Origin of the sequence: Sphingomonas sp. Leaf208 (genome assembly GCF_001421415.1) — a bacterium.
In the GTDB taxonomy this organism is placed as follows: Bacteria; Pseudomonadota; Alphaproteobacteria; order Sphingomonadales; family Sphingomonadaceae; genus Sphingomonas.
Genome location: NZ_LMKH01000006.1, coordinates 32,836 through 52,854, shown reverse-complemented (window position 1 = coordinate 52,854; position 20,019 = coordinate 32,836). Strand labels below are relative to the sequence as shown.

General features: G+C 62.7%; 22 protein-coding genes. 10 read left to right on the top strand and 12 right to left on the bottom strand.

Annotated features, from left to right (window positions below):
- The first annotated feature begins 1 nt into the window (after position 1).
- The 4 genes from ASE69_RS05005 to ASE69_RS04990 all read left to right on the top strand — a co-directional run bounded on the left by ASE69_RS05005 (position 2) and on the right by ASE69_RS04990 (position 3,098).
- Positions 2-628, top strand: a complete 627-nt coding sequence (locus ASE69_RS05005; protein ID WP_056483892.1) for a hypothetical protein — start codon at positions 2-4, stop codon at positions 626-628.
- Between the two features lie 109 nt (positions 629-737).
- Positions 738-1,082, top strand: a complete 345-nt coding sequence (locus tag ASE69_RS05000) for a hypothetical protein (protein ID WP_056483890.1) — start codon at positions 738-740, stop codon at positions 1,080-1,082.
- A gap of 57 nt (positions 1,083-1,139) precedes the next feature.
- A complete protein-coding gene (locus tag ASE69_RS04995; RefSeq protein WP_156362150.1) occupies positions 1,140-1,649 on the top strand; it encodes a hypothetical protein in 510 nt (169 codons plus the stop codon).
- Between the two features lie 213 nt (positions 1,650-1,862).
- Positions 1,863-3,098: an integrase gene (locus ASE69_RS04990; protein WP_056483884.1), complete on the top strand. Its 1,236-nt coding sequence runs from the start codon at positions 1,863-1,865 to the stop codon at positions 3,096-3,098.
- Positions 3,099-3,310: 212 nt separating this feature from the next.
- Here the strand turns inward: ASE69_RS04990 and ASE69_RS04985 are convergent, their stop codons facing one another.
- The 8 genes from ASE69_RS04985 to phhA form a co-directional block, all read right to left on the bottom strand.
- Positions 3,311-3,601 carry a 4a-hydroxytetrahydrobiopterin dehydratase gene (locus ASE69_RS04985; RefSeq protein ID WP_056483976.1) on the bottom strand — a complete coding sequence of 97 codons (291 nt, stop codon included), beginning with the start codon at positions 3,599-3,601 and terminating at the stop codon, positions 3,311-3,313.
- A gap of 13 nt (positions 3,602-3,614) precedes the next feature.
- A complete protein-coding gene (locus ASE69_RS04980) occupies positions 3,615-4,265 on the bottom strand; it encodes an SDR family NAD(P)-dependent oxidoreductase (protein ID WP_162236840.1) in 651 nt (216 codons plus the stop codon).
- Positions 4,266-4,275: 10 nt separating this feature from the next.
- On the bottom strand, positions 4,276-4,725 hold the full coding sequence (locus tag ASE69_RS04975) for a glutathione S-transferase N-terminal domain-containing protein (protein ID WP_056483878.1): 450 nt from the start codon (positions 4,723-4,725) through the stop codon (positions 4,276-4,278).
- Positions 4,722-6,014, bottom strand: coding sequence for a fumarylacetoacetase (gene fahA / locus ASE69_RS04970; RefSeq protein ID WP_056483875.1), 1,293 nt, complete (start codon positions 6,012-6,014; stop codon positions 4,722-4,724). Before fahA ends, ASE69_RS04975 begins: the two co-directional genes overlap by 4 nt.
- Entirely contained in the window at positions 6,011-7,288 is a 1,278-nt protein-coding gene (hmgA, locus tag ASE69_RS04965) for a homogentisate 1,2-dioxygenase (protein WP_056483872.1), read from the bottom strand. The genes fahA and hmgA overlap by 4 nt, the downstream gene beginning before the upstream one ends.
- 121 nt (positions 7,289-7,409) lie before the next feature.
- A complete protein-coding gene (gene hppD, locus ASE69_RS04960) occupies positions 7,410-8,474 on the bottom strand; it encodes a 4-hydroxyphenylpyruvate dioxygenase (RefSeq protein WP_056483869.1) in 1,065 nt (354 codons plus the stop codon).
- A gap of 11 nt (positions 8,475-8,485) precedes the next feature.
- Positions 8,486-9,691, bottom strand: a complete 1,206-nt coding sequence (locus tag ASE69_RS04955; RefSeq protein WP_056483867.1) for an aromatic amino acid transaminase — start codon at positions 9,689-9,691, stop codon at positions 8,486-8,488.
- The gene (gene phhA, locus ASE69_RS04950; RefSeq protein ID WP_056483864.1) at positions 9,688-10,554 is read right to left on the bottom strand and encodes a phenylalanine 4-monooxygenase; all 867 of its coding nucleotides are present in this window, start codon (positions 10,552-10,554) and stop codon (positions 9,688-9,690) included. Before phhA ends, ASE69_RS04955 begins: the two co-directional genes overlap by 4 nt.
- Before the next feature lie 94 nt (positions 10,555-10,648).
- Here phhA and ASE69_RS04945 point away from each other — a divergent pair, with 94 nt between their 5' ends.
- On the top strand, positions 10,649-11,122 hold the full coding sequence (locus ASE69_RS04945; RefSeq protein ID WP_056483861.1) for an Lrp/AsnC family transcriptional regulator: 474 nt from the start codon (positions 10,649-10,651) through the stop codon (positions 11,120-11,122).
- Positions 11,123-11,147: 25 nt separating this feature from the next.
- Here ASE69_RS04945 and ASE69_RS04940 read toward each other — a convergent pair whose 3' ends face one another.
- From ASE69_RS04940 to ASE69_RS04925, 4 genes are all read right to left on the bottom strand, one after another.
- The gene (locus ASE69_RS04940) at positions 11,148-11,570 is read right to left on the bottom strand and encodes a cupin domain-containing protein (protein ID WP_056483858.1); all 423 of its coding nucleotides are present in this window, start codon (positions 11,568-11,570) and stop codon (positions 11,148-11,150) included.
- Between the two features lie 22 nt (positions 11,571-11,592).
- Positions 11,593-11,775 (bottom strand): hypothetical protein, encoded by a 183-nt coding sequence (locus ASE69_RS04935; protein WP_056483855.1) that lies wholly within the window; start codon positions 11,773-11,775, stop codon positions 11,593-11,595.
- Between the two features lie 130 nt (positions 11,776-11,905).
- Positions 11,906-12,976, bottom strand: coding sequence for an S-(hydroxymethyl)glutathione dehydrogenase/class III alcohol dehydrogenase (locus ASE69_RS04930; protein WP_056483852.1), 1,071 nt, complete (start codon positions 12,974-12,976; stop codon positions 11,906-11,908).
- Positions 12,973-13,914 (bottom strand): bifunctional 5,10-methylenetetrahydrofolate dehydrogenase/5,10-methenyltetrahydrofolate cyclohydrolase, encoded by a 942-nt coding sequence (locus tag ASE69_RS04925; protein ID WP_056483849.1) that lies wholly within the window; start codon positions 13,912-13,914, stop codon positions 12,973-12,975. Before ASE69_RS04925 ends, ASE69_RS04930 begins: the two co-directional genes overlap by 4 nt.
- Before the next feature lie 103 nt (positions 13,915-14,017).
- Here ASE69_RS04925 and ASE69_RS04920 point away from each other — a divergent pair, with 103 nt between their 5' ends.
- Genes ASE69_RS04920 through purU form a run of 5 tightly spaced genes read left to right on the top strand, consistent with a single transcriptional unit; the run spans position 14,018 to position 19,927 of the window.
- Positions 14,018-15,268: a sarcosine oxidase subunit beta family protein gene (locus tag ASE69_RS04920; protein WP_414882952.1), complete on the top strand. Its 1,251-nt coding sequence runs from the start codon at positions 14,018-14,020 to the stop codon at positions 15,266-15,268.
- A gap of 10 nt (positions 15,269-15,278) precedes the next feature.
- A complete protein-coding gene (locus ASE69_RS04915; protein ID WP_056483845.1) occupies positions 15,279-15,575 on the top strand; it encodes a sarcosine oxidase subunit delta in 297 nt (98 codons plus the stop codon).
- Positions 15,572-18,529 carry a sarcosine oxidase subunit alpha family protein gene (locus ASE69_RS04910; protein WP_056483842.1) on the top strand — a complete coding sequence of 986 codons (2,958 nt, stop codon included), beginning with the start codon at positions 15,572-15,574 and terminating at the stop codon, positions 18,527-18,529. Before ASE69_RS04915 ends, ASE69_RS04910 begins: the two co-directional genes overlap by 4 nt.
- A complete protein-coding gene (locus ASE69_RS04905) occupies positions 18,522-19,070 on the top strand; it encodes a sarcosine oxidase subunit gamma (protein WP_056483839.1) in 549 nt (182 codons plus the stop codon). Before ASE69_RS04910 ends, ASE69_RS04905 begins: the two co-directional genes overlap by 8 nt.
- Positions 19,070-19,927: a formyltetrahydrofolate deformylase gene (gene purU, locus ASE69_RS04900; protein ID WP_056483836.1), complete on the top strand. Its 858-nt coding sequence runs from the start codon at positions 19,070-19,072 to the stop codon at positions 19,925-19,927. Before ASE69_RS04905 ends, purU begins: the two co-directional genes overlap by 1 nt.
- Positions 19,928-20,019 lie beyond the last annotated feature (92 nt).

The following is a 20,019-nucleotide window of genomic DNA, read 5'->3' as shown; positions in this document are numbered from 1 at the left end:
TATGAGCCAGCTCAAGCTGTGGGCTAGCCCCAGCGAAGCGTCGGACATGATGTTCGATGTGCGCCAGCCGGGCGTGACGGGGCTTGGTTACGCACTGTTGCGTCCCCGCTCCAAGGGGCAGGAGCGAAGTCTGTCGCGGCTTGCCTTCGCCAAGATGAATCCGATCGAGCCCGGAGCTACCAGCCCGCATACCCGCTGCGGTATGCCGACGACCGCCCGCGATCACCGGCTGCTGCTCGCGCCGGGTGTCGCAGACCCGGTGTCGCTCGAACGGCTGTTTGCTGATTATGACGCGGCGGTGCCCGAGCACCAGCGGCTGCTCGCTGCTGTCCTGACGCTGCCATTCGTTCGCGGTGAACCGCTGCACGATCAGTTCGACAAGGTGATCACCTGGGCCATGCTGCATCTGGCGCGGGCGAGGCAACTCACCAGCCTTGCCGTGCTGCACGCGCCCGGTGATCAACTCGCCGCGGAAGCGCCGCACGCTCACATTGTCGTGTTCAGCCGTATCCATCATGCGTGCGGATGGGCTCAGCTGCATCCGGACCTCGCCGAAAGCGAGCATGGCGCTTGGGCCGAGCGATGGCTCGACTTCTGCGAGGCATGGCGTCGTAGGCCGGCGGCTTGAAGATGAGGGTTCCGAGCGCCTCCGGCAATCGGCACCACCGGCATCCGGCTACCGGTGGCGAGACGCTGGATGATCTCGATGGGGCAACAAGCCCGATGGAGAAAAGACGATGATCGCGCGCAATCCACCCATGGTGTTCCGCTTCGCCGCCATGCTGCTGCTCAGTTCTGCTGTGCTCGGTCAGTGGTGGCAGCGGCAGCCACTTGGCGCCGATGGCTATGCTTTGGTGACCATGATGCACTCCTATTGTCCTGGCGTCGGTGGCGAAGCTGGCCCGCTCACCGTGGCGGACAGCGCCCATCTGCTCGACCGCTGGGGCTACGCCCTTCTCGGCGATCGGACCGGATGGAACGGTAGGAATCGCTGCACGCTGCCGCGACCGCGGAATGGGGAATGGATCGGCAGGACAGGCAGGCGAAGCCCGGGAAGCGCGATGAAAAGCGAACGGGCCTGATCCGAACCAGTCGGTTCGGGGATAACGCCAAAAAGAAGGTCTACCGTCATGCACCGCATGCTCCATGAACCGCTGCCGTCCACGTCGAACGCGTTGCTCGACTATTTTCTCGCCGCGCTCGGCGGCGAAACCTACTACCCGCTCGGCGGCAACACCGGCTTGCCCGCCGGCGCCCTCGAGAGCCTGGATCACAACGTCGTGCTGGCCGCCACCCCGGTCAGCGTCCGCGTTTTCGATGAGGCGCTGCTGCGCTCGGCGGAGTATCGTGACACACTCCTTGTACGTCACGGCTTCTACCCCGAGACGCTCGATCCGGTGCGGGTCGATGTCGCCCTCAGGTCGACCACCGGGCCGATCCTCCTCCCCGACCTCAGTCTCTTCCGTGACATGGACGGGCAACTCCACCTCGTGCCACAGCACCAGGACCTGTTCCTCACGGTCGGCCCCGATGGTATCTGGGTGTCGCTCATCGCACCGTTCGACCGGTGGACCGATCGTGCGGCTGGGCTTGAGCGAGCCGCAGCTGATGTGGTTCGAGCCTGTTGCAAAGCACGAGCCGGTCAATAGGTACCGAAATGCGGGCGGGGCGGCTTTACTAACGCCCCGCCTCAGACTTGGATTTCGTAGTGACCTCGATGCTCAATGCAGACGACGCCTACTCTGTTTGCTTGGTTTTCAGAGAGCGCCGAAGCACTTACCATAATCAAAAATTATGGTAACTACAGCGATGTGCTACGAAGGCCAAATGCAGGGTAAGTCGGACAAGCGGGCAGGGCCCGCGTGAGCGAAATCGTCGTCCATCGCACCGACGGGGAGGGGCTTCCGGTCCGGGCACAGCGAGGCCTCGTTGAGCCGATCGATGCCCGCGTTACCCGGTTGCTGGGCCTGGCACTGCCGGCTGATGCCGGCCCTGTCAGCGAGATCGGCTTCGACGCGCAGCTTGGCGCTATGGCAGCAGCGAGCAAGGCGGCGCTTGCATCGGACCTCGCCTGCTATCTGCGCTGGTGTGAGGGCATCCGGGTCGCGCCGCTGCCGGCCGAGCCCGAAAACCTGGTCCGCTACATCACCATGCTCGAGACGCGCGGCGCCAAGCCCGCGACCGTTGCCCGGCGGGTTGCCAGCCTGGCCACCGCCCACAGCCTGTCAGGGCTGCAGGAGAGGGGGCATGCGCCCACCAGCCACGTCATGGTGCGAGCGGCGCTCAAGGGCCTGCGTCGTCGTCGTGGCGCCGCGCAGCGTCAGGCAGCGCCCTTGCGCTTCGGTGCCTCGCTCGATCCCCACACCAAGGGCTTCACGCTGACGGCGCTGCTGGGGGCCTGTGGCGGCGATCTACAAGGCTTGCGGGACGCAGCGCTGCTGTCGCTCGGCTATGACGCTGGGCTGCGGGTCAGCGAGCTCGTCGCCGTCACCGTCGCGCATATCGATCCGCACAGCGACGGCTCGGCGCTCCTGTTCATCCCATCGTCCAAGACCGATCAGGAAGGGCAGGGGGCCTGGGGCTGGCTGTCTGCGGACACGATGCGCCGGGTCGGCGCCTGGCTGGTAGCGAGTGCCATCACCGAGGGGCCGGTCTTCCGCCGCGTTGGGGTTGATCGGCGCCGTCTGCGCGTCGCGGTTCCGCCAATGGCGTACGAGGCGATCCCAGGACACACGCGGCACTGGCAGGAGAAGCTCAAGGGCAAGAAGGCTGAGCCGGCGAGGACGGTCTACACCGTCGGGACGGCTTCGCTTAGCCGGCAAGGCGTCAACGGGATCTATCGGCGGAGGGCGCTGAGTGCCTTTGATAAGGGGCTGGTCGAGATGCCGATTGCAAAGGTCGAAGAAGCGGTGCGGGCGCTGTCGAGCCATTCGCTGCGCGTCGGGCTCACGCAGGACCTGTTTGCGGCCGGCGAAGACGGCGTCGGCATTGCGCAGGCGCTGCGCTGGTCGTCGCCATCGACCACGTTACGTTATGGGCGCAAGCTTGCGGCCAGAAGTAATGTTGCTGCACGCGTATTGTCTCGCATTAGAGCTTGAACTTGCAAAAACGATGCAGCCTATTCGGGTGTCGGGTTGAGTTCGCGATGTATGAGCACACTGTACTCGTCGTCGAGTCTCGCGACCAATCCTCTAAACGTTGATCTAAAAAATATGTGATTGATGATCGAATGCTGGCCAGTTATCCGATTATATTAAAATTAGGTGTTTTCCCGTTACAGTAATGTAATAATTTTAAACTTTCGCAAAAATCATGGGAACATGCGGTCGATCGCGGACGCTAAATTCTCATCCTTGTTCGAAACGCCGCCAGCATCGTGCGTGGTAAGCCATATATCGACGGTATTATACACGTTTGCCCATTCGGGATGATGATCTCGCTTGTCGGCCTCAACACCGATGCGCACCATCGCACCAAGCGCTTCGCCGAAGCTCGCGAAGCTCAAACGGCGATGCAGTGCACGGCGTTCCGGGTTATATTTCCACGCAGGTAATGTGTCGGCAAAGCGCTGCAGATCATTTGCGCTTGGTTCGGAGTGCATCATATTTATCCTTCTAGGCGGGATTGCCCACGGGAAGCAGGGCGCCGTTAACAGCTCGAGATGCCGGCGTAGCGAGAAACACAATAGCATCTGCCACTGCGTCGGGGCTTGTCCATAGGCTTGGGTCGACATCAGGCATGTCGGCACGGTTCTGAGGCGTGTCGATGATTGCGGGCAGAACCACGTTGACTCGAATCCTTGGTGCGAGTTCCCGCGACAGGGCCTCGGCGAGGCGGGCAACGCCGGATTTCGCCGCGGCGTAGGGGCCGAAGCCCGCTCCCGCAGGCTCTGCCGAGCGAGCCCCGACGAAGACCATTGATGCTCTTGCAAGGAGATGGGGACGCACAGCGTTCGTTGTTGCGACCGCTGTTGCGACGTTCGCGTCGAAGAGTGCCCGCCAGTCGGCGAGCGTGGACGATCCGACTTCGATCCAGCGGAACGCGCCCGCAAGGTGCACAAAGGCATCGATCCCACCCAGCCACGCTGCCGCGTCGTCGACGACTTGCTTAGCGTTGTGCTCCTCCGCAAGATCCCCCGCCACGAACCTACCGTCGTCCCGGTCGGCAGACGTGCCGAGCGACGCTACGCGCCAGCCGTATTCGGCAAAGCGACGCACCACCGCGTGTCCCAACGCGCCACTCGCGCCCGTGATCAATACCCTCATCGCAGGTTCCTCATGCGCCATCATCCCGGCGACCACGGCGACTAGCCAAAGTGTGAGCGACTGATCCGTGCATGGACCGCTGACGCAGATGCCGGGGTCCAGCGAGAAAAGCGCCGAGTGCCAGCTGCATGCGATAAGTTCGCTGCCGGCGCCAAGAGAGTCGTCGAGTGTCTGCGCTAGCGGCAGGCGCGACGCCCGCCGCAGCGGGAAGCAGCATGGGGTACGGGTACCGTTCCTCCAGCCATTCGAGGATAGCTGGGCTCTGCACTAGCACCCGCTTTGTGGTTTCAAGGGCGGGCACAAGTCCCTGCGGATTGAACGCGGGATAGTCCGGCGCGCCCTGCATGCCAATGCGCAGGTCGTGCGGCTGCTGCTCGTAGTCCAGCCTTTTCAGAGCCAGCGCGAGGCGGACTCGATAGGCCGCGCTTTGCCACGAGTGCCCGTGCAAGCGCAACGTCACAGCCGTGCCGGCAGGATGGTGGCGCTGCACGCGCCGAAGCCGATCGGAACATGATCGTTCGCAACAGCGCGGGCGGTCAACGTTACCTCGTCGCCATCCTCTAGGAAGAAGCGGGTTTCGCCACTAGGCAGCCTCACCGGCTGGCTACCGCCGCGCGATATCTCGAGCAGGCTGCCGTAACCGCTGTCGTCGGGCGCGGAGATGGTGGCGGTGCCTAGCAGGTCGCCCGGCATCAAATCGCAGCCGTTGGACGCGTGGTGGGTCACGATTTGCGCGATCGTCCAGTACATATTGCTCGCCACACCCCGGCTGAGTTGATGCGACGCAGTGCCCGCCGCCCGCATCGCGGCGGTAGTCAGGTGCACCTCCAGTTCGATCGCGAGTGCGCCAGATGCTTGGTCTCCATCGTCCCACAGATAGCGAAGCGGTTGAGGATCTCCGTCCGGTCGGGCCGCCTGTGGGATACGGAACGGGGCCAATGCCTCGACGGTGACGACCCATGGGCTGACGCTGGTGTGGAAATTCTTCGATAGGAAGGGACCAAGCGGTTGATACTCCCATGCTTGGAAATCGCGTGCCGACCAGTCGTTTAATAGCGAGAGCCCGGCGACGTGCGCGCCCGCGTCGGCGATCGCGATCGGCTCGCCCAGCGCGTTGCCTAGGCCGATCCACACACCCATCTCTAGCTCATAATCTAGGCGGCGGCTGGGGCCGTAATCGGGCACTTCGGCCTGGGGCGGCTTGCGCTGGCCCTTTGGACGGATCACCGGCACGCCGCTGGGGCGGACCGATGACGCGCGGCCGTGATAGCCGATCGGGACCCATTTGTAGTTGGGCAGCAGCGGTTGGTCCGGACGAAACTGGCGGCCGACATTGTTGGCGTGATGGATGCCGACATAGAAGTCGGTGTAGTCGCCGATCGCGGCGGGTAGATGCATCGTACAGTCGGCGGCGGTGTAGAGCATCGGCTCGATCACGGTGCGGTGGGCAGGGTCGGACAACAGTTGCGACAGGCGACGACGGAGCGCCACCCGGTCTTCCGCGGGCAGTGCGAACAACGCGTTCAGCGTCGTACCAGTGAGGGCTGGCGCCACTGCGTCGTGCAGCAGCGACACAACGCCGCCGAGGTCGAGAATCAGGTCGCCGATCGCGGTACCCGGCCGCGGCGTGACGCCGTCAGCGGGAGTGAAGATGCCTAGTGGGAGGTTCTGGATTGGGAAGTCCACGTGGCTATTAGCGCTGTCGACCCAGCTGGTTAGGGCAGGGGCATGGGTATGGTCGATGGTCATGGCAACGTGGCTTTCGGAAAATCGGCCCATACGGCGTCGTAATCGGGCTGGCCGTGTTCGAGCGCATAGGCGGTCGGGCGATACGGCCAGCAGCTCTCCAGCATGAACGCCATCGTCCCCTCGATCCGGCGCGGCTTGAGTTCGGCATCGGATGCGCCCTGCCAGCTGTCGAGATCGGGGCCATGTCCAGCCATCAGGTTGTGAAGCGAGAGTCCGCCGGGGGCGAACCCCTCCGCCTTGGCGTCATAAGCGCCGGTGATGAGGCCCATGGCCTCCGACATGACGTTACGGTGGAACCAGGGCGGGCGGAACGTGTCCTCCGCCACCATCCAGCGCGGCGGGAAGACAACAAAATCGGCATTGGCGCGACCGGGTACGTCGCTGGGACTGGTCAGCACGGTAAAGATCGATGGGTCGGGATGGTCGAACGACACGGTGTTGATCGTGTTGAAGCGCGCCATATCATACCTACACGGGGTCAAGTTGCCATGCCACGCGACGACATCCAGGGGGCTGTGGTCAAGCTCCGTAGTCCAGAGCGCGCCCATGAACTTCTGAACCACTTGGGTCGGGATGTCCCGATCCTCAAACCAGGCGATCGGCGTTTCGAAGTCACGCGGGTTCGCCAAGCCATTGGCACCGATGGGTCCAAGGTCCGGGAGCCGAAATAACGCACCGTGATTTTCGCATACGTAGCCGCGTGCATACCCGTTCGGCAGAAGTGCGCGGAAGCGAACGCCGCGCGGGACGAGCGCGATCTGGCCCGGTGCAACCTCAATCCGGCCGAGCTCGGTCAGCAGTTCGAGCCGGCCCGCCTGCGGCACGAACAGCATTTCGCCATCTGCGTTCATGAAGACCCGGTCGGTCATCTCGAGCGTTGCGGCGTAGAGGTGGATGGCGACCCCCTCCAGATCGGCCGGATCACGATTGGCGAGCATTGTTGTAATGCCGTCGATCAGGTCGGTGCCGGGTAGCGCGTCCGCTATCGGATTCCAGCGCAGGCGGTTGGGCGCGAGGAGTGCATTACCGACGTCGCGTGTAAATCGGGTGGCCTGCTCGTAGCGGATGAACGGAGGATGCTCCGCTGTGGGTCGCAGACGGTAGAGCCACGTGCGGCGATTCTCATGTCGCGGTGCGGTGAAGGCGGTGCCGGACAACTGTTCGGCATATAGACCGAAGGGAGGCCGCTGGGGCGAGTTCCGCCCTATCGGAAGGGCACCGGGGACAGCCTCACTCGAGAAGTGGTTGCCAAAGCCGGAGACGTAATCGATCATCGCCGAAGCCTAACCTGTGCCGCCCCGGACAAGGCCGGGGACCTTTGAAATACGTGAACCTGCCACCGAGCAGCCGCCATCGGTTGCGGACCGCCCGGCTCATGCGGCGAGGTGGTTTCCCTCAGGCGTCGACGCTGATGACGCCGCGCCGAATCTGATCAAGCTCGATGCTTTCGAACAGCGCCTGGAAGTTGCCGTTGCCGAAGCCTTGGTTGCCCTTGCGCTGGATGATCTCGAAGAAGATCGGGCCGACCATGTTCTCGGTGAAGATCTGGAGCAGGAGCCCCTCCTCGCCGACGTTGCCGTCGATCAGGATCCGGTTTCTCCGCAGACGCTCGAGATCCTCGCCATGGCCCGGTACGCGCTTGTCGACCAGTTCGTAATACGTCTCGATCGTGTCTTGTAGCCGCACACCACGTGCCCGCAGTTTTTCGAGGGTCGTAAAGATATTGTCGGTGGTGAGTGCTAAGTGCTGAATGCCTTCACCCTGATATTCGCGGATGAATTCTTCGATTTGACTATTTTCGTCCTGGCTCTCGTTCAGCGGGATGCAAATTGCGCCATCGGGCGCGATCATTGCCTGGCTGAACAGCCCGGTCGCCTCGCCCTTGATGTCAAAGTATTTCTGCTCCTGAAATCCGAATAGCTGACCATAGAAACTAGACCACGTGCGCATCTCACCGCGGCGAACGTTGTGGGTCAAATGGTCGAGCAGGTCGAGGCCGACGTTATTCTCCTGCTCGGCCTGTCTCCAGCCCTCGATTTCGTCCCAGTCGGCATAGATGTCGCCCTCGACGAGGTAGAGGTAGGATCCGCCAATCCCTTCAATTGCGTGGCTGTCGTCTCCAAGCACCCCCACCGACGCGTCGACCGCAGTCGCACCTTCCGACAGGGCATGCTCATAGGCGCGAGCGGCGTTGGCTACCCGGAACGCCATACCGCTGGCGGAGGGGCCGTGGGCCGCACGGAAGTCTGCAGCCTGCCCGACGGCTTCCCGATTGAGCAAGAGATTGATACGCCCCTGCTTGTAGCGGATTACGTCCTTCGTACGATGTCGGTGAGACGGTACGAAGCCCAAAGATTCGAATTGGCGAGCAAGCGTATCGGGATTTGGCGAGGTAAACTCGCAGAATTCGAAGCCATCGAGGCCGAGCGGGTTAGCCAGAGCGGCGTTAAGATCTGCCATGTCGGTTGCTTTCAAAACGGAAGATATGGTGTCAGCGCCGCGACGAACGGAGCGATCGTCGCTTCGCGCAGGCCGGCGATGTTGATGCGTCCCGATTCAGGCATGTAGATCCCGTGCTCCGTACGGAGCGCGATGACCGCCGCCCGGTCGATTGGAAGCAGCGCGAACAGTCCCTGCTGGCGTGAGATCCGGAACAATGCGGGATGGGCAGCACCAAGCGCGGACCGAAGCGCGTTTATCCGTGCGCACATACTGCCGAGTTCGTGGCGCCAATCGGCAGCGAGCGTTGCGTCTTCCAAAATCAGCCGGACGGTCGCCGCACCGTGATCGGGGGGCATTGACCAGAGACTGCGCGCGAGGACCAGCATCGTTTCGCGGACCGGCACTGCGGCGGCGGACGTTTGCGCCTGTACCCACAGCGCGCCAACCCGCTCGCGATACAGCGCGAAATTCTTGTCGCAGCTGTAGGCAACCATCGCCTCTGGCACCATCGACAGGATCGTGTGCAGGCCAGCAGCATCCTGCTCCAGACCGCTGCCCAGCCCTTGATAAGCTAAGTCGATCAAAGGAACGAGACCGCGCCTGATGAGGAGGTCGGCGATCGCCCGCCACTGACCACCATCAAAGCTGGTACCAGTGGGATTGTGGCAGCAACCGTGTAGCAGGACGACATCGCCGCCTTGTGCGTCGACCAGCGCCGCCATGAACGCGTCGAAATCGATATCACCGAGGCGGGCGTCGAAATAGTCATGTGTTCGCACGGCAAGTCCCGCCTCACGAAAGATCGGACCATGGTTCGGCCAGGTCGGTGCGCCGATCCAGACCGTGGGCGTACCGCCGATACGGGAGATCAACTCAGCCGCGAGCCGCAGAGCGCCGGTGCCTCCCGGAGTTTGGATCCCGGTGATCCGTGGGTCGCCTGCCGATGCGCCGAGCGCGACCGTTGCGAGCAGGTCCGTGTATTGCTGGTCGCCTTCTGCACCGAGGTAGCTTTTGCTCGTCTGATGGGACAGGAGCCGTGCCTCGGCGGCTTTGACCGCACGCATCACCGGCGTGCCACCAAGCTCGTCGCGGTAGACGCCGACGCCGACGTCGATCTTGTCCGCCCGAGGATCCGCACGGTGCATGCCGATAACGGCGAGGAGTGCATCCGGCGGTTGCCGCTCAAGTGAGCTGAACAGCGCCTGTGCCGCGGTCGCGTTGACGACGAGCGTCATGCCGTCACCTTCGCGCGGGCGTAAGCCTGCGTGCCGTGCGTGTAGACTTTGTCAGTCGGCAGGATGGTCTCGATCTCTATGTCCTGCGCGCCTGCGAGTTCGGCATAGATTGGACCAAAATCGGTGTTGAGCGTCTGCTCGAGTAGGTCCTCGAAGCTGTCGATGACGAAGTAGTTCTGCTGATAATCGTCGATCCGGTACTTGGTGCGCATCAGTCGCCTAACGTCGAAGCCGAGCCGGTTGGGTGAGGGGTCGTCGAGCGCGAAAAGCGACTCGCCGTAGGACGAGACGATGCCTGCGCCATAAATTTTCAGATCGTCGGCCGCCCCACGGATCAACCCGAATTCGACCGTGTACCAATAGAGTCGCGACAGCTTCTCTATCACCCCGCCATTCGCCGCGCGCTGTCCGCCTATGCCGTAGGCCTGCATGTAATCGGCAAAGACCGGGTTCGCGAGTAGGGGGACGTGGCCGAAGACGTCGTGGAAGATGTCTGGCTCCTGGAGATAATCGAGTTGTTCGGGGGTGCGGATGAAATTGCCCGAGACGAAGCGGCGGTTCGCCAGATGATCGAAGAACACGTCGTCGGGAATTAACCCCGGCACTGCGACCACCTGCCAGCCCGTCGCCTTCATCAGCCGTTCGGAAAGTTCGTCAAAATCAGGAATACCGGGTTTCGACATGCGCAAGACGTCGAGCCCGTCGATGAATTCGGTCGCGACCCGACCGGGCAGCATCTTTGCCTGCCGTTCGAACAGATGATCCCACATCGCGTGTTCGGCTGCGGTATAGCGGTCCCAGCCTTGCGGGATGGTCCAGTCCGGGGCGGTGCCCGCGGGGCGATCGATCGTTCCCTGTGTCATGCGAACAATATCGCACTCTGCGTGTGAATTTGCCTTTCAATATTTACCGAGAAATGCGAAAAACCGAAAGAATTTTTCGATAAGTGACGTCTTTATGAAATCGACCTACAAGCTCGATGATGTCGATCGGCGAATCCTTGCCGAACTTCAGGTCAATGCTGCGATTAGCAATGGCGATCTTGCCGAGCATGTCGGCAGTTCAGCGGCTTCGGTCTGGCGGCGGATCAAGGCGATGGAGTCGCGCGGACTCATTCGGCAGTCGGTTCGGCTGCTTGATCAGAGCGTGCTCGGATACGGGGTGAACGTGCTGTGCAACATCCGCGTGTGCAGTCACGCCCGGGAAGTCCGCGGTGCGTTCGAGCATTTTGTCGCCGGGCGCCCCGAAATTCTGGAATGCTTCTCTATGTCGGGTGACTGGGATTATCTGCTAAGGATCGTCGCGATAGACGTGTCGGATTATGAGCATTTTCTGATGAACACGCTTCTCGAACATCCCTCAGTTGGCGGTGCATCCTCGCATTTCGCGCTTTCGTTGACCAAATATACGACGGCCCTTCCGCTCCCCTGACGCGATCAGTGGAACGGCACAGTGCTCAGGTCGGCAGCACCGCGAGCACCGTCAACATGACCTTGAGATTGCCGTGTTCGGCGGCGTTTTCGATTCCGTGAGAAACGCCGGCCGGCGTGTAGATGACATCGCCTTTCGCGACGGCGACGAACTCGCCGTCGATCCGCATTATGCCTGCGCCCTCGACGATGTGATAATACTCGTCGAGCCAGCCCTCGGACGGATCCTCAACACCGTGAACATGCACGCCCTCGCTAGTTCCTGGCGGCATATCGAACATCACGAAATAAGGTGTCTGTCGTTCCGCAAAAAAGGCGAAGCGATGTATGTCGATCGCGCCTTCTCCCTGGTGCATGGCCTGAACACGGTGGACGTAGGCGCCGCCGGAAATCTTCCGGAACCGTGGCGCTGGGGCAGCCGTCGCAGTCGGATCGTTCACCGTTTTCATGGTTCGTCCCCTCTCGTGGTCGTCAATAGACGACTACGCTCCTGATGCTCTCGCCGGCGTGCATCAGGTCGAAGCCCTTGTTGATCTCGTCGAGCGTCAGGCGGTGCGTGATCATCGGGTCGATCTCGATCATCCCGTTCATGTACCAGTCGACGATCTTCGGCGTATCGGTCCGCCCTTCGTCGGCCGACTTCGACAACGTCACCTTGCCGTCGACGGGCGCGGACTCAGGTCGAGCGGGTCGTGATGCTGATGCTCCTCGGCGCGTCGCTGATCGCGATCACCACCGATAGCCTGTGGGCCGCGTTCCGCGCTGGCAAGGNAATCCGGCGGGATCAACCTGTCCGGAAGCCCTTGTTGATCTCGTCGAGCGTCAGGCGGTGCGTGATCATCGGGTCGATCTCGATCATCCCGTTCATGTACCAGTCGACGATCTTCGGCGTATCGGTCCGCCCCCGCGCCCCGCCGAACGCGGTGCCGCGCCAGTTGCGCCCGGTGACGAGCTGGAACGGCCGCGTCGAGATTTCCTTGCCGGCCTCGGCCACGCCGATCACGATCGAGGTGCCCCAGCCGCGATGGCACGCTTCCAGCGCCTGCCGCATGACCATCGTGTTGCCGGTCGCGTCGAAGGTATAATCCGCGCCGCCATCGGTCAGCGCGACGATGTGCTGGACGATGTCACCGACATCCTTTGGGTTGGCGAAGTGGGTCATGCCGAAGCGGCGGCCCCATTCCTCGCGGTCAGGGTTGATGTCGACGCCGACGATCATCCCCGCGCCCGCAAGCCGTGCACCCTGGATCACGTTCAACCCGATCCCGCCGAGCCCGAACACGACAACCGTGTCACCCGGCTGCACCTTCGCCGTGTGCACCACCGCACCGACCCCGGTCGTGACGCCGCAACCGATGTTGCAGGACGTATCGAACGGCGCGTCCTCGCGGATCTTCGCCACCGCGATCTCTGGCAACACCGTAAAATTCGAGAAGGTCGAGCAGCCCATATAATGGAAGATCTGCTGCCCCTTGTAGCTAAACCGCGTCGTCCCGTCGGGCATCAGACCCTTGCCTTGCGTCGCGCGGATCGCGGTGCACAGGTTGGTCTTGCCGCTAAGGCACGACTTACACTGACGGCATTCGGGGGTGTAGAGCGGAATCACATGATCCCCAACCGAGACGCTGGTCACGCCCGCGCCGATTTCGCGCACGATGCCGGCGCCTTCATGGCCCAGCACGCTCGGAAACAACCCTTCCGAGTCAAGCCCGTCGAGCGTGTAGGCGTCGGTGTGGCAGATGCCCGTCGCCATGATTTCGACGAGCACCTCACCAAATTTTGGCCCTTCGAGGTCGAGTTCGACGATCTCGAGCGGTTTTTTCGCTTCGAATGCGACAGCGGCGCGGGTCTTCATGAGATAACTTCCTCTTGCATGTTCGATCGATGGTGCTCGGCTGACCCGGGGATGTTCGTGAACATTGTCCGCTTTCTTGATTGTCGCGCGGCGATTACCGTGTTGCGAAGCAGGCATGCGATCGTCATTGGCCCAACTCCGCCGGGAACGGGGGTGATCGCGGCCGCGCGGTCCAGCGCTTCGTTGAATCGGACATCCCCGACGATGCGCGCGGTGCCCGTGACGGGATCGGTGATCCGGTTGATTCCAACGTCGAGGATCACCACACCAAATTTAAGCCAGTCGCCGCGGATCAGTCCCGGCGATCCGGCCGCGACCACCAGAATATCTGCCAGTCCGACGAGACCCGGTAGATTGACGCTGTGAATATGCGCGACAGTGACCGTGCAACGCGCTTGGAGCAACAGCTGCGCCAGTGGACGGCCGACGATATTGGAGCATCCCACGACGACCGCATGACGTCCTTGAAGATCGCTCAGGTGATCGGCGAGCAGGATCATACAACCGGCAGGCGTGCAGGGCACGAGGCCGGTGACGCCTAACGCGAGCCGACCCGCATTGAGGGTATGAAAGCCATCGACGTCCTTGCCGGGTTCGATGGCATCCAGAATCGCGGCACGATCGATATGATCAGGTAAGGGAAGCTGCACAAGGATGCCATGAACGTCCGGATCGGCGTTCAGCCCTGCAACAAGCCCAAGCAGCGATGCCGTATCGGTCTCCGCCGGCAATCGAAACCGTAACGACCTTATACCAACCTGCTCCGCCTGTTCCGCCTTTCTCCGCACATAAATCTCGCTGGCGGGATCGTCGCCGACCAGGATCGTTGCGAGCGTCGGACGGAGGTTGTCTTGTGCGATCATAGCCGCAACATCCATCGCGAGCTCGGCACAAAGTCGGTCCGCTCGACCGCGCCCGTCGATGATCGATGCTCCCAACGCCTCGTTCCCTTACGAAGAAGAATGCTTGCAATCATCGTATCCGCAGACGTACAAGCAATCAATACAGTTCTGTATGGAATGGGGTCTGGAATTGGCGAGACTGGACTATTCGGGCTGGCGTGTAGTGCGCGAGGGGCTGCGCGGACAGACGGGCTGGGCCAAGGCCTGGCGTGATCCTGTGCCGAAGCCGGCGTATGACGTCGTCATTGTCGGCGGCGGCGGGCACGGCCTCGCCACGGCTTATTATCTCGCCAAGAATCATGGGATCCGCAACATCGCGGTGCTGGAAAAGGGCTGGCTCGGCGGCGGCAATACCGGTCGCAATACAACGGTGATCCGGTCGAACTATTATTACCGCGAGAGCGCAGCGCTCTACGACTTCTCGTTGAAGCTCTACGAGGGCCTTGCGCGGGAACTGAACTACAACGTCATGTTCAGTCAGCGCGGGATTATCACGCTGGCGCACAGTCGGCACGATCTGGAGGCGGCGACGCGCTGGGTTGGCGCGATGCGGATCAACGGTGTGGATACCGACATGATCGATCCCGCCGAGATCGCCCGGCGCGTGCCGATCCTCGATATGTCTCCGGATGCTCGGTATCCGGTGCTCGGCGGATTTGCGCAGAAGCGCGCTGGCACCGCGCGGCATGACGCAGTCGCCTGGGGCTATGCCCGCGCAGCGGATGCGCTCGGCGTTGACATCATCCAGCAATGCGAGGTGACGGGTTTTCGTCGCAACGCCGATGGCAGCATCGCGGGGGTGGAAACTAGCCGAGGCCCGATCAACGCGAAGACAGTCGGCATCGCCGCCGCTGGGCATTCGACGATGCTGGCCGACATGGCGGGCTTCCGGTTGCCAGTGACAAGCTATGCGTTGCAGGCGTTCGTCACCGAGCCTCTCAAACCCATACTCGACACCGTAGTGCTGTCGCTCGCTACTGGCTTGTATCTCAGCCAGTCGGACAAGGGCGGACTGGTGATCGGCGGCGCACTGGACCTGTATCCGTCTTATGCACAACGCGGCAACATGCCGATGGCGCGCAATGTGCTCGGTGCGGTGGCACAGCAATTCCCGTCGCTAGGGCGCGTGCGGTTCCTACGGCAATGGGCGGGGATCGTCGATGTCGTGCAAGACAGTAGTCCAATCTTGGGCGCAACTCCGGTGCCGAACTTGTTCATCAACTGCGGCTGGGGCACCGGTGGGTTCAAGGCGATCCCGGCGGGCGGTACGCTGCTGGCCCATCACATCGCGACCGGTATGCCACATGCGCTCGCCACACCCTTCTCGCTCAACCGCTTCTCGACCGGCGCGTTGATCGATGAAGCCGCCGCCTCCGGTATCGCGCATTGAGGAGCGAACCATGCTGTTGATCCACTGTCCATGGTGTGGACCACGTGAAGAACTCGAATTCCGCTGCGGCGGCGAAAGTCATATAAGCCGACCCGGCCCGTCGGAGACCATCTCCGACGCCGACTGGGGCGCATATCTGTTCACGCGCAAGAACCCCAAGGCCGTGCACTACGAGCGTTGGGTCCATGCATTTGGGTGCCGCCGGTGGTTCAACGTCGCGCGGCATACCGCCACACACCAAATCGAAGCGATCTACATGATGCACGAACCCGCGCCCTCTGCGTTCGACGGGACGGACGCGCTGTGAGCGGCCAGAACACACGCCTCTCGAGCGGTGGGCAGATCGATCGCACACGCCCCCTACGCTTCACATGGGAAGGCCGCGCGCTGGAGGGCTATGCGGGCGATACGCTCGCGTCAGCGCTGATGGCGAACAGCGTGTCAATGGTCGGCCGATCGTTCAAATATCATCGCCCGCGCGGGATCATTGGCGCTGGTGTCGAAGAGTGCAACGCGCTGGTACAATTGGGTGACGGTGCTCGATCGACGCCCAACATGCGCGCGACCGAAATCCCGCTGTACGATGGCCTGGTAGCGAAGCCGGTGAACTGCTTTCCCAACAGCCGTTTCGACATCGGCGGCATCAACAATCTGGTCGCGCGCTTCCTGCCGGCAGGCTTCTATTACAAGACGTTCATGTGGCCGGACTGGCATCTCTACGAAGGGATCATCCGCCGGGCTGCCGGTCTAGGGAAGGTGGCGAAGGGTGCCGATCCCGATCGCTACGAAAGTCGCTTCGCGCATTGCGACGTGCTTGTCATTGGTGCGGGGCCAGCCGGGCTAGCCGCTGCCAATGCCGCCGCCGCATCGGGGGCTCGCGTGATCCTGGCGGAGCAGGACGGCGTCCTCGGCGGCACCTTACGCTACGATGACGTCATGATCGATGGCCAGCCCGGCGCACGCTGGGCGGACCGTGTCGGTCGCACGATCGCTGCACAGGCAGAGGCGCGGGTTCTGCTGCGTACCGCGGTGGTCGGCTATCACGATCACAACAGCCTGACGATGGTGCAACAGCTCGCGAACGAAGCCGAATGCGCCGCTGACCCCAGACGCGCACGCTATCGCACCTGGCAGGTGCGCGCTGGGCGCGTCGTACTGGCCACCGGGGCGATCGAGCGCCCGCTCGTATTTCCGGGCAACGACCGCCCCGGCATCATGCTGGCAAGCGCGGCGCGTCACTACGTGCGCCGCTTTGCCGTGCTACCAGGCCGGCGGGCAGTGATCTTCACCAACAACGACAATGCCTATCGTACCGCCACCGCCCTCGCGGATAGCGGCGCGTACGTGGCGGCGGTCGTCGATGTTCGCGAAACCGTGTCGACCGACCTGCTCGCGGCGCTAGCGGCGCGCGACATCAGGTCGATCGCCGGCGGGACGGTCATCGACACGCGCGGGCGCAAGCGCATCGACCGTGCACTGGTACGATCGGCGCGGGGCGAGGAATGGATTGCGTGCGACAATCTCGCGATGTCGGGCGGTTTCAACCCGACAGTGCATCTGTTCAGTCAGTCCGGCGGCGTCACGCGCTGGGACGACACCATTGCCGCGTTCGTCCCCGGCGTTTCCGTGCAAGCCGAAACCTCGGTCGGAGCCGCGGCGGGCGCTTACGCAACGGTGCAGGCGCTGGAGGCGGGCGAGGCGGCGGGACGCACAGCGGCGGCATTCGCCGAATACGTTGTCCCCCAGTCCGCTTCGCGATGGACTACCGATGAACGACCGGAGGCACCGTTGCTGCCCTGCTGGCACGTGGAGGGCGGGCGCAAGAAGGCCTTCGTCGACTTCCAGAACGATGTCAGCGTCGGCGACATCGCTTTGTCGGCGCGCGAGAACTTCCGCTCGGTCGAACATCTCAAGCGTTACACGACGCTCGGGATGGCCGCCGACCAGGGCAAGACCTCGAATGTCAACGCGCTGGCGATTATGGGCACGCTGACCGGGCGGAGCGTCGAGGACACCGGCCATACGCGATATCGCTTTCCCTTCACATCGATCCCGCTTGGCAGCATGGGGGGGCGCAACCGGGGCGAGCTGTTCCGACCGCGCCGCCGGATGCCTGCGCATGACCGGCATGTCGGGGAGGGCGCGGTGTTCGAGGATTATGGGGGCTGGATGCGCCCGGCCTACTATCCACGTGCTGGCGAAACACCGCACTTGGCCGAGCAGCGCGAGGCGCTCGCAGTGCGCAATGCCGCCGGGCTGTTCGAAGGATCGCCGCTCGGCAAGATCGAGGTGAAGGGGCCAGACGCGGGCCGTTTCCTCGATCTGATTTACGCTAATACCATGTCCACGCTGAAACCCGGCAAGGTCCGTTACGGCCTGATGCTGAGCGAACAGGGCGTCGTCATCGACGATGGCGTCGCTACGCGGTTGGCCGACGATCATTTCCTGATCGGCACGTCGAGCGGCGGTGCCGACACCATTTCGGCGTGGATGGAGGAATGGCTCCAGTGCGAATGGCTCGATCTTGACGTCGTGGTGGCGCCGGTGACGGCGGCGTGGGGGGTCGTCACGATCACCGGCCCGACCGCCCGCACGATCGTGCGGGCGGTCGGCACCACGGTGCTGCTCGATGATTTTCCGCATATGAGCTTTGCGGAGGGCACGGTCGCGGGCCTGCCGGCGCGTGTATTTCGGGTCAGCTACACTGGCGAGACTTCTTACGAGATCAACGTGCCGACGCGCAGCACCGCCGCGCTATGGGATGCCTTGATGGCAGCGGGAACGGACCACGGACTAATACCAGTCGGAATCGACGCCTGGATGGTGCTCCGGACCGAAAAGGGCTATCTCCATATCGGCGCTGACACGGACGGCACGACCAATGCGCTCGACCTCGGCTGGAACCACGTCCTCAAGAAGAAGAACGAGTTCATAGGCAAACGCTCGTTGTTGCGCGACGCCGATCAGCGCTCCGATCGGCTTCAGTTCGTCGGGTTTGCAGTGGCGGCGGACGAGCCACCGTTGCCGATCGGCGATCATGTCGTCGGGACTGCCCCCGACGGGACGGTCGTCTCCGAAGGATATGTAACGTCGACCGCGTTCAGTCCGTTTTTGCGGCACGCGATCGCACTCGGCATGGTCCGCGGCGGCGCCGCAAGGACGGGCGAAATCGTCCGGATCGGGTCGGGTGCCGCGCGTCGGACCGCAACGATCGTCGATCCAACGTTCTACGACAAGGAAGGGGAGCGCCTTCGTGGTTGATGATCCGTGGCGCGTCGCCGCACAAAATGTTACGGTGGCGCGCATCTCGACGCCCGCGCTCCATCTGTTGCGCCTGCGCGGGTTCGACGATGCTGTGCTGGGTGCGCTCGATCGTTGCCTGTCAACCGAATTGCCGCGCGTACCCAACCATGCCGTCGGCACCGATCCGCGCGCGATCGCAATCGCGCCCGGTGAATGGATGCTCGTTGGCAGTGTCGTCCCGAGTGCTGCGCTGTTAGCTGCGGCCTCTGGCGCACGCGTCGCGCATGTCGCGGACCTGGGTGAGGGGCGTGTGGTCTATGCGGTCGCTGGGCCGCGGGCGCGCGATCTCGTCGCCAAGGGCTGCACAATCGACCTGCATCCGCGAGTGTTCGGGCCGAGCCGGGCTGCCCAGTCCGCGCTCGCGCAGGTCTTCGTCGTGATCGACCAGCCATCCGAAGAGGCGGTCTTTCATATCTATGCAGACGCCAGCTACGTGCAGCATCTGGACCTGTGGTTCGCCGATGCCGTACTGGAATTCCAGACCCAGGACACCGACTAATGCTTCCGACCTATATCCTGACGATCCGCTGCGCCGATCGGCGTGGTATCGTCGCGGCCGTGACCAGCCTGCTCGCCAGTCAAGAATGCTCGATTCTTGAGGCGCACCAGCATCAGGATGCGGGTACCGGTACCTTTTTCATGCGCGTGGTGTTCGTCGCGGAGGGCGATGTGCCGCCCACGCTCGATCGGCTGCGCGTCGAAATCGCCCCGGTCGCCGAGCAGTTCGCGATGGAGGCAAGCCTCTACGATACCGCGGTCAAACCGCGCGTCCTGATCATGGTCTCGAAATTCGGCCACTGCCTCAACGATTTGCTTCATCGCTGGCGTAGCGGACAGCTGCCGGTCGAGATCGTCGGCGTGGTGTCGAATCATGATGCCATGCGCGCAATCACCGAATGGCATAGGCTCCCCTATTATTATCTGCCGGTGACGAAGGAGACCAAGCCACAGCAGGAAGAGGAGATCATCGCGTTGATCGAGGCCCTGCACGTCGATCTTGTTGTTCTCGCACGCTACATGCAAATCTTGTCGCCGCGCCTGTGCGAGGTTCTGTCAGGACGCTGTATCAACATCCATCACAGCTTCCTGCCGAGCTTCAAGGGCGCCAAGCCCTATCATCAGGCACATGCGCGCGGGGTGAAGATCATCGGCGCGACCGCGCATTATGTCACGACCGATCTCGACGAGGGGCCGATCATCGAACAGGAGACGCGCCGCGTGAGTCATGCGCGATCGGCCGAAGATCTCGTGACAATTGGAGAGGAAGTCGAATGTTCGGTACTGGCGCGCGCGATGCGCTGGCAGGTTGATCACCGCGTCCTATTAAACGGCCAGCAGACCATCGTGTTCGATTGACGGTAGGCGGCGACTTCGGTTTGTGAAACGCCGAAGTCGCCTGTGCCGCTTTACGATCAATCAAAATCGACCCGATCGATGTACAACCTTTC

Bases quoted from the DNA above. Each gene is read 5' to 3' on its own strand.
- ASE69_RS05005 (WP_056483892.1), top strand. From the start codon at position 2: ATGAGCCAGCTCAAGCTGTGGGCTAGCCCCAGCGAAGCGTCGGACATG.
- ASE69_RS05000 (WP_056483890.1), top strand. From the start codon at position 738: ATGATCGCGCGCAATCCACCCATGGTGTTCCGCTTCGCCGCCATGCTG.
- ASE69_RS04995 (WP_156362150.1), top strand. From the start codon at position 1,140: ATGCTCCATGAACCGCTGCCGTCCACGTCGAACGCGTTGCTCGACTAT.
- ASE69_RS04985 (WP_056483976.1), bottom strand. From the start codon at position 3,601: ATGCACTCCGAACCAAGCGCAAATGATCTGCAGCGCTTTGCCGACACA.
- ASE69_RS04980 (WP_162236840.1), bottom strand. From the start codon at position 4,265: ATGAGGGTATTGATCACGGGCGCGAGTGGCGCGTTGGGACACGCGGTG.
- fahA (WP_056483875.1), bottom strand. From the start codon at position 6,014: ATGACCATCGACCATACCCATGCCCCTGCCCTAACCAGCTGGGTCGAC.
- hmgA (WP_056483872.1), bottom strand. From the start codon at position 7,288: ATGATCGATTACGTCTCCGGCTTTGGCAACCACTTCTCGAGTGAGGCT.
- hppD (WP_056483869.1), bottom strand. From the start codon at position 8,474: ATGGCAGATCTTAACGCCGCTCTGGCTAACCCGCTCGGCCTCGATGGC.
- ASE69_RS04955 (WP_056483867.1), bottom strand. From the start codon at position 9,691: ATGACGCTCGTCGTCAACGCGACCGCGGCACAGGCGCTGTTCAGCTCA.
- phhA (WP_056483864.1), bottom strand. From the start codon at position 10,554: ATGACACAGGGAACGATCGATCGCCCCGCGGGCACCGCCCCGGACTGG.
- ASE69_RS04945 (WP_056483861.1), top strand. From the start codon at position 10,649: ATGAAATCGACCTACAAGCTCGATGATGTCGATCGGCGAATCCTTGCC.
- ASE69_RS04940 (WP_056483858.1), bottom strand. From the start codon at position 11,570: ATGAAAACGGTGAACGATCCGACTGCGACGGCTGCCCCAGCGCCACGG.
- ASE69_RS04930 (WP_056483852.1), bottom strand. From the start codon at position 12,976: ATGAAGACCCGCGCCGCTGTCGCATTCGAAGCGAAAAAACCGCTCGAG.
- ASE69_RS04915 (WP_056483845.1), top strand. From the start codon at position 15,279: ATGCTGTTGATCCACTGTCCATGGTGTGGACCACGTGAAGAACTCGAA.
- purU (WP_056483836.1), top strand. From the start codon at position 19,070: ATGCTTCCGACCTATATCCTGACGATCCGCTGCGCCGATCGGCGTGGT.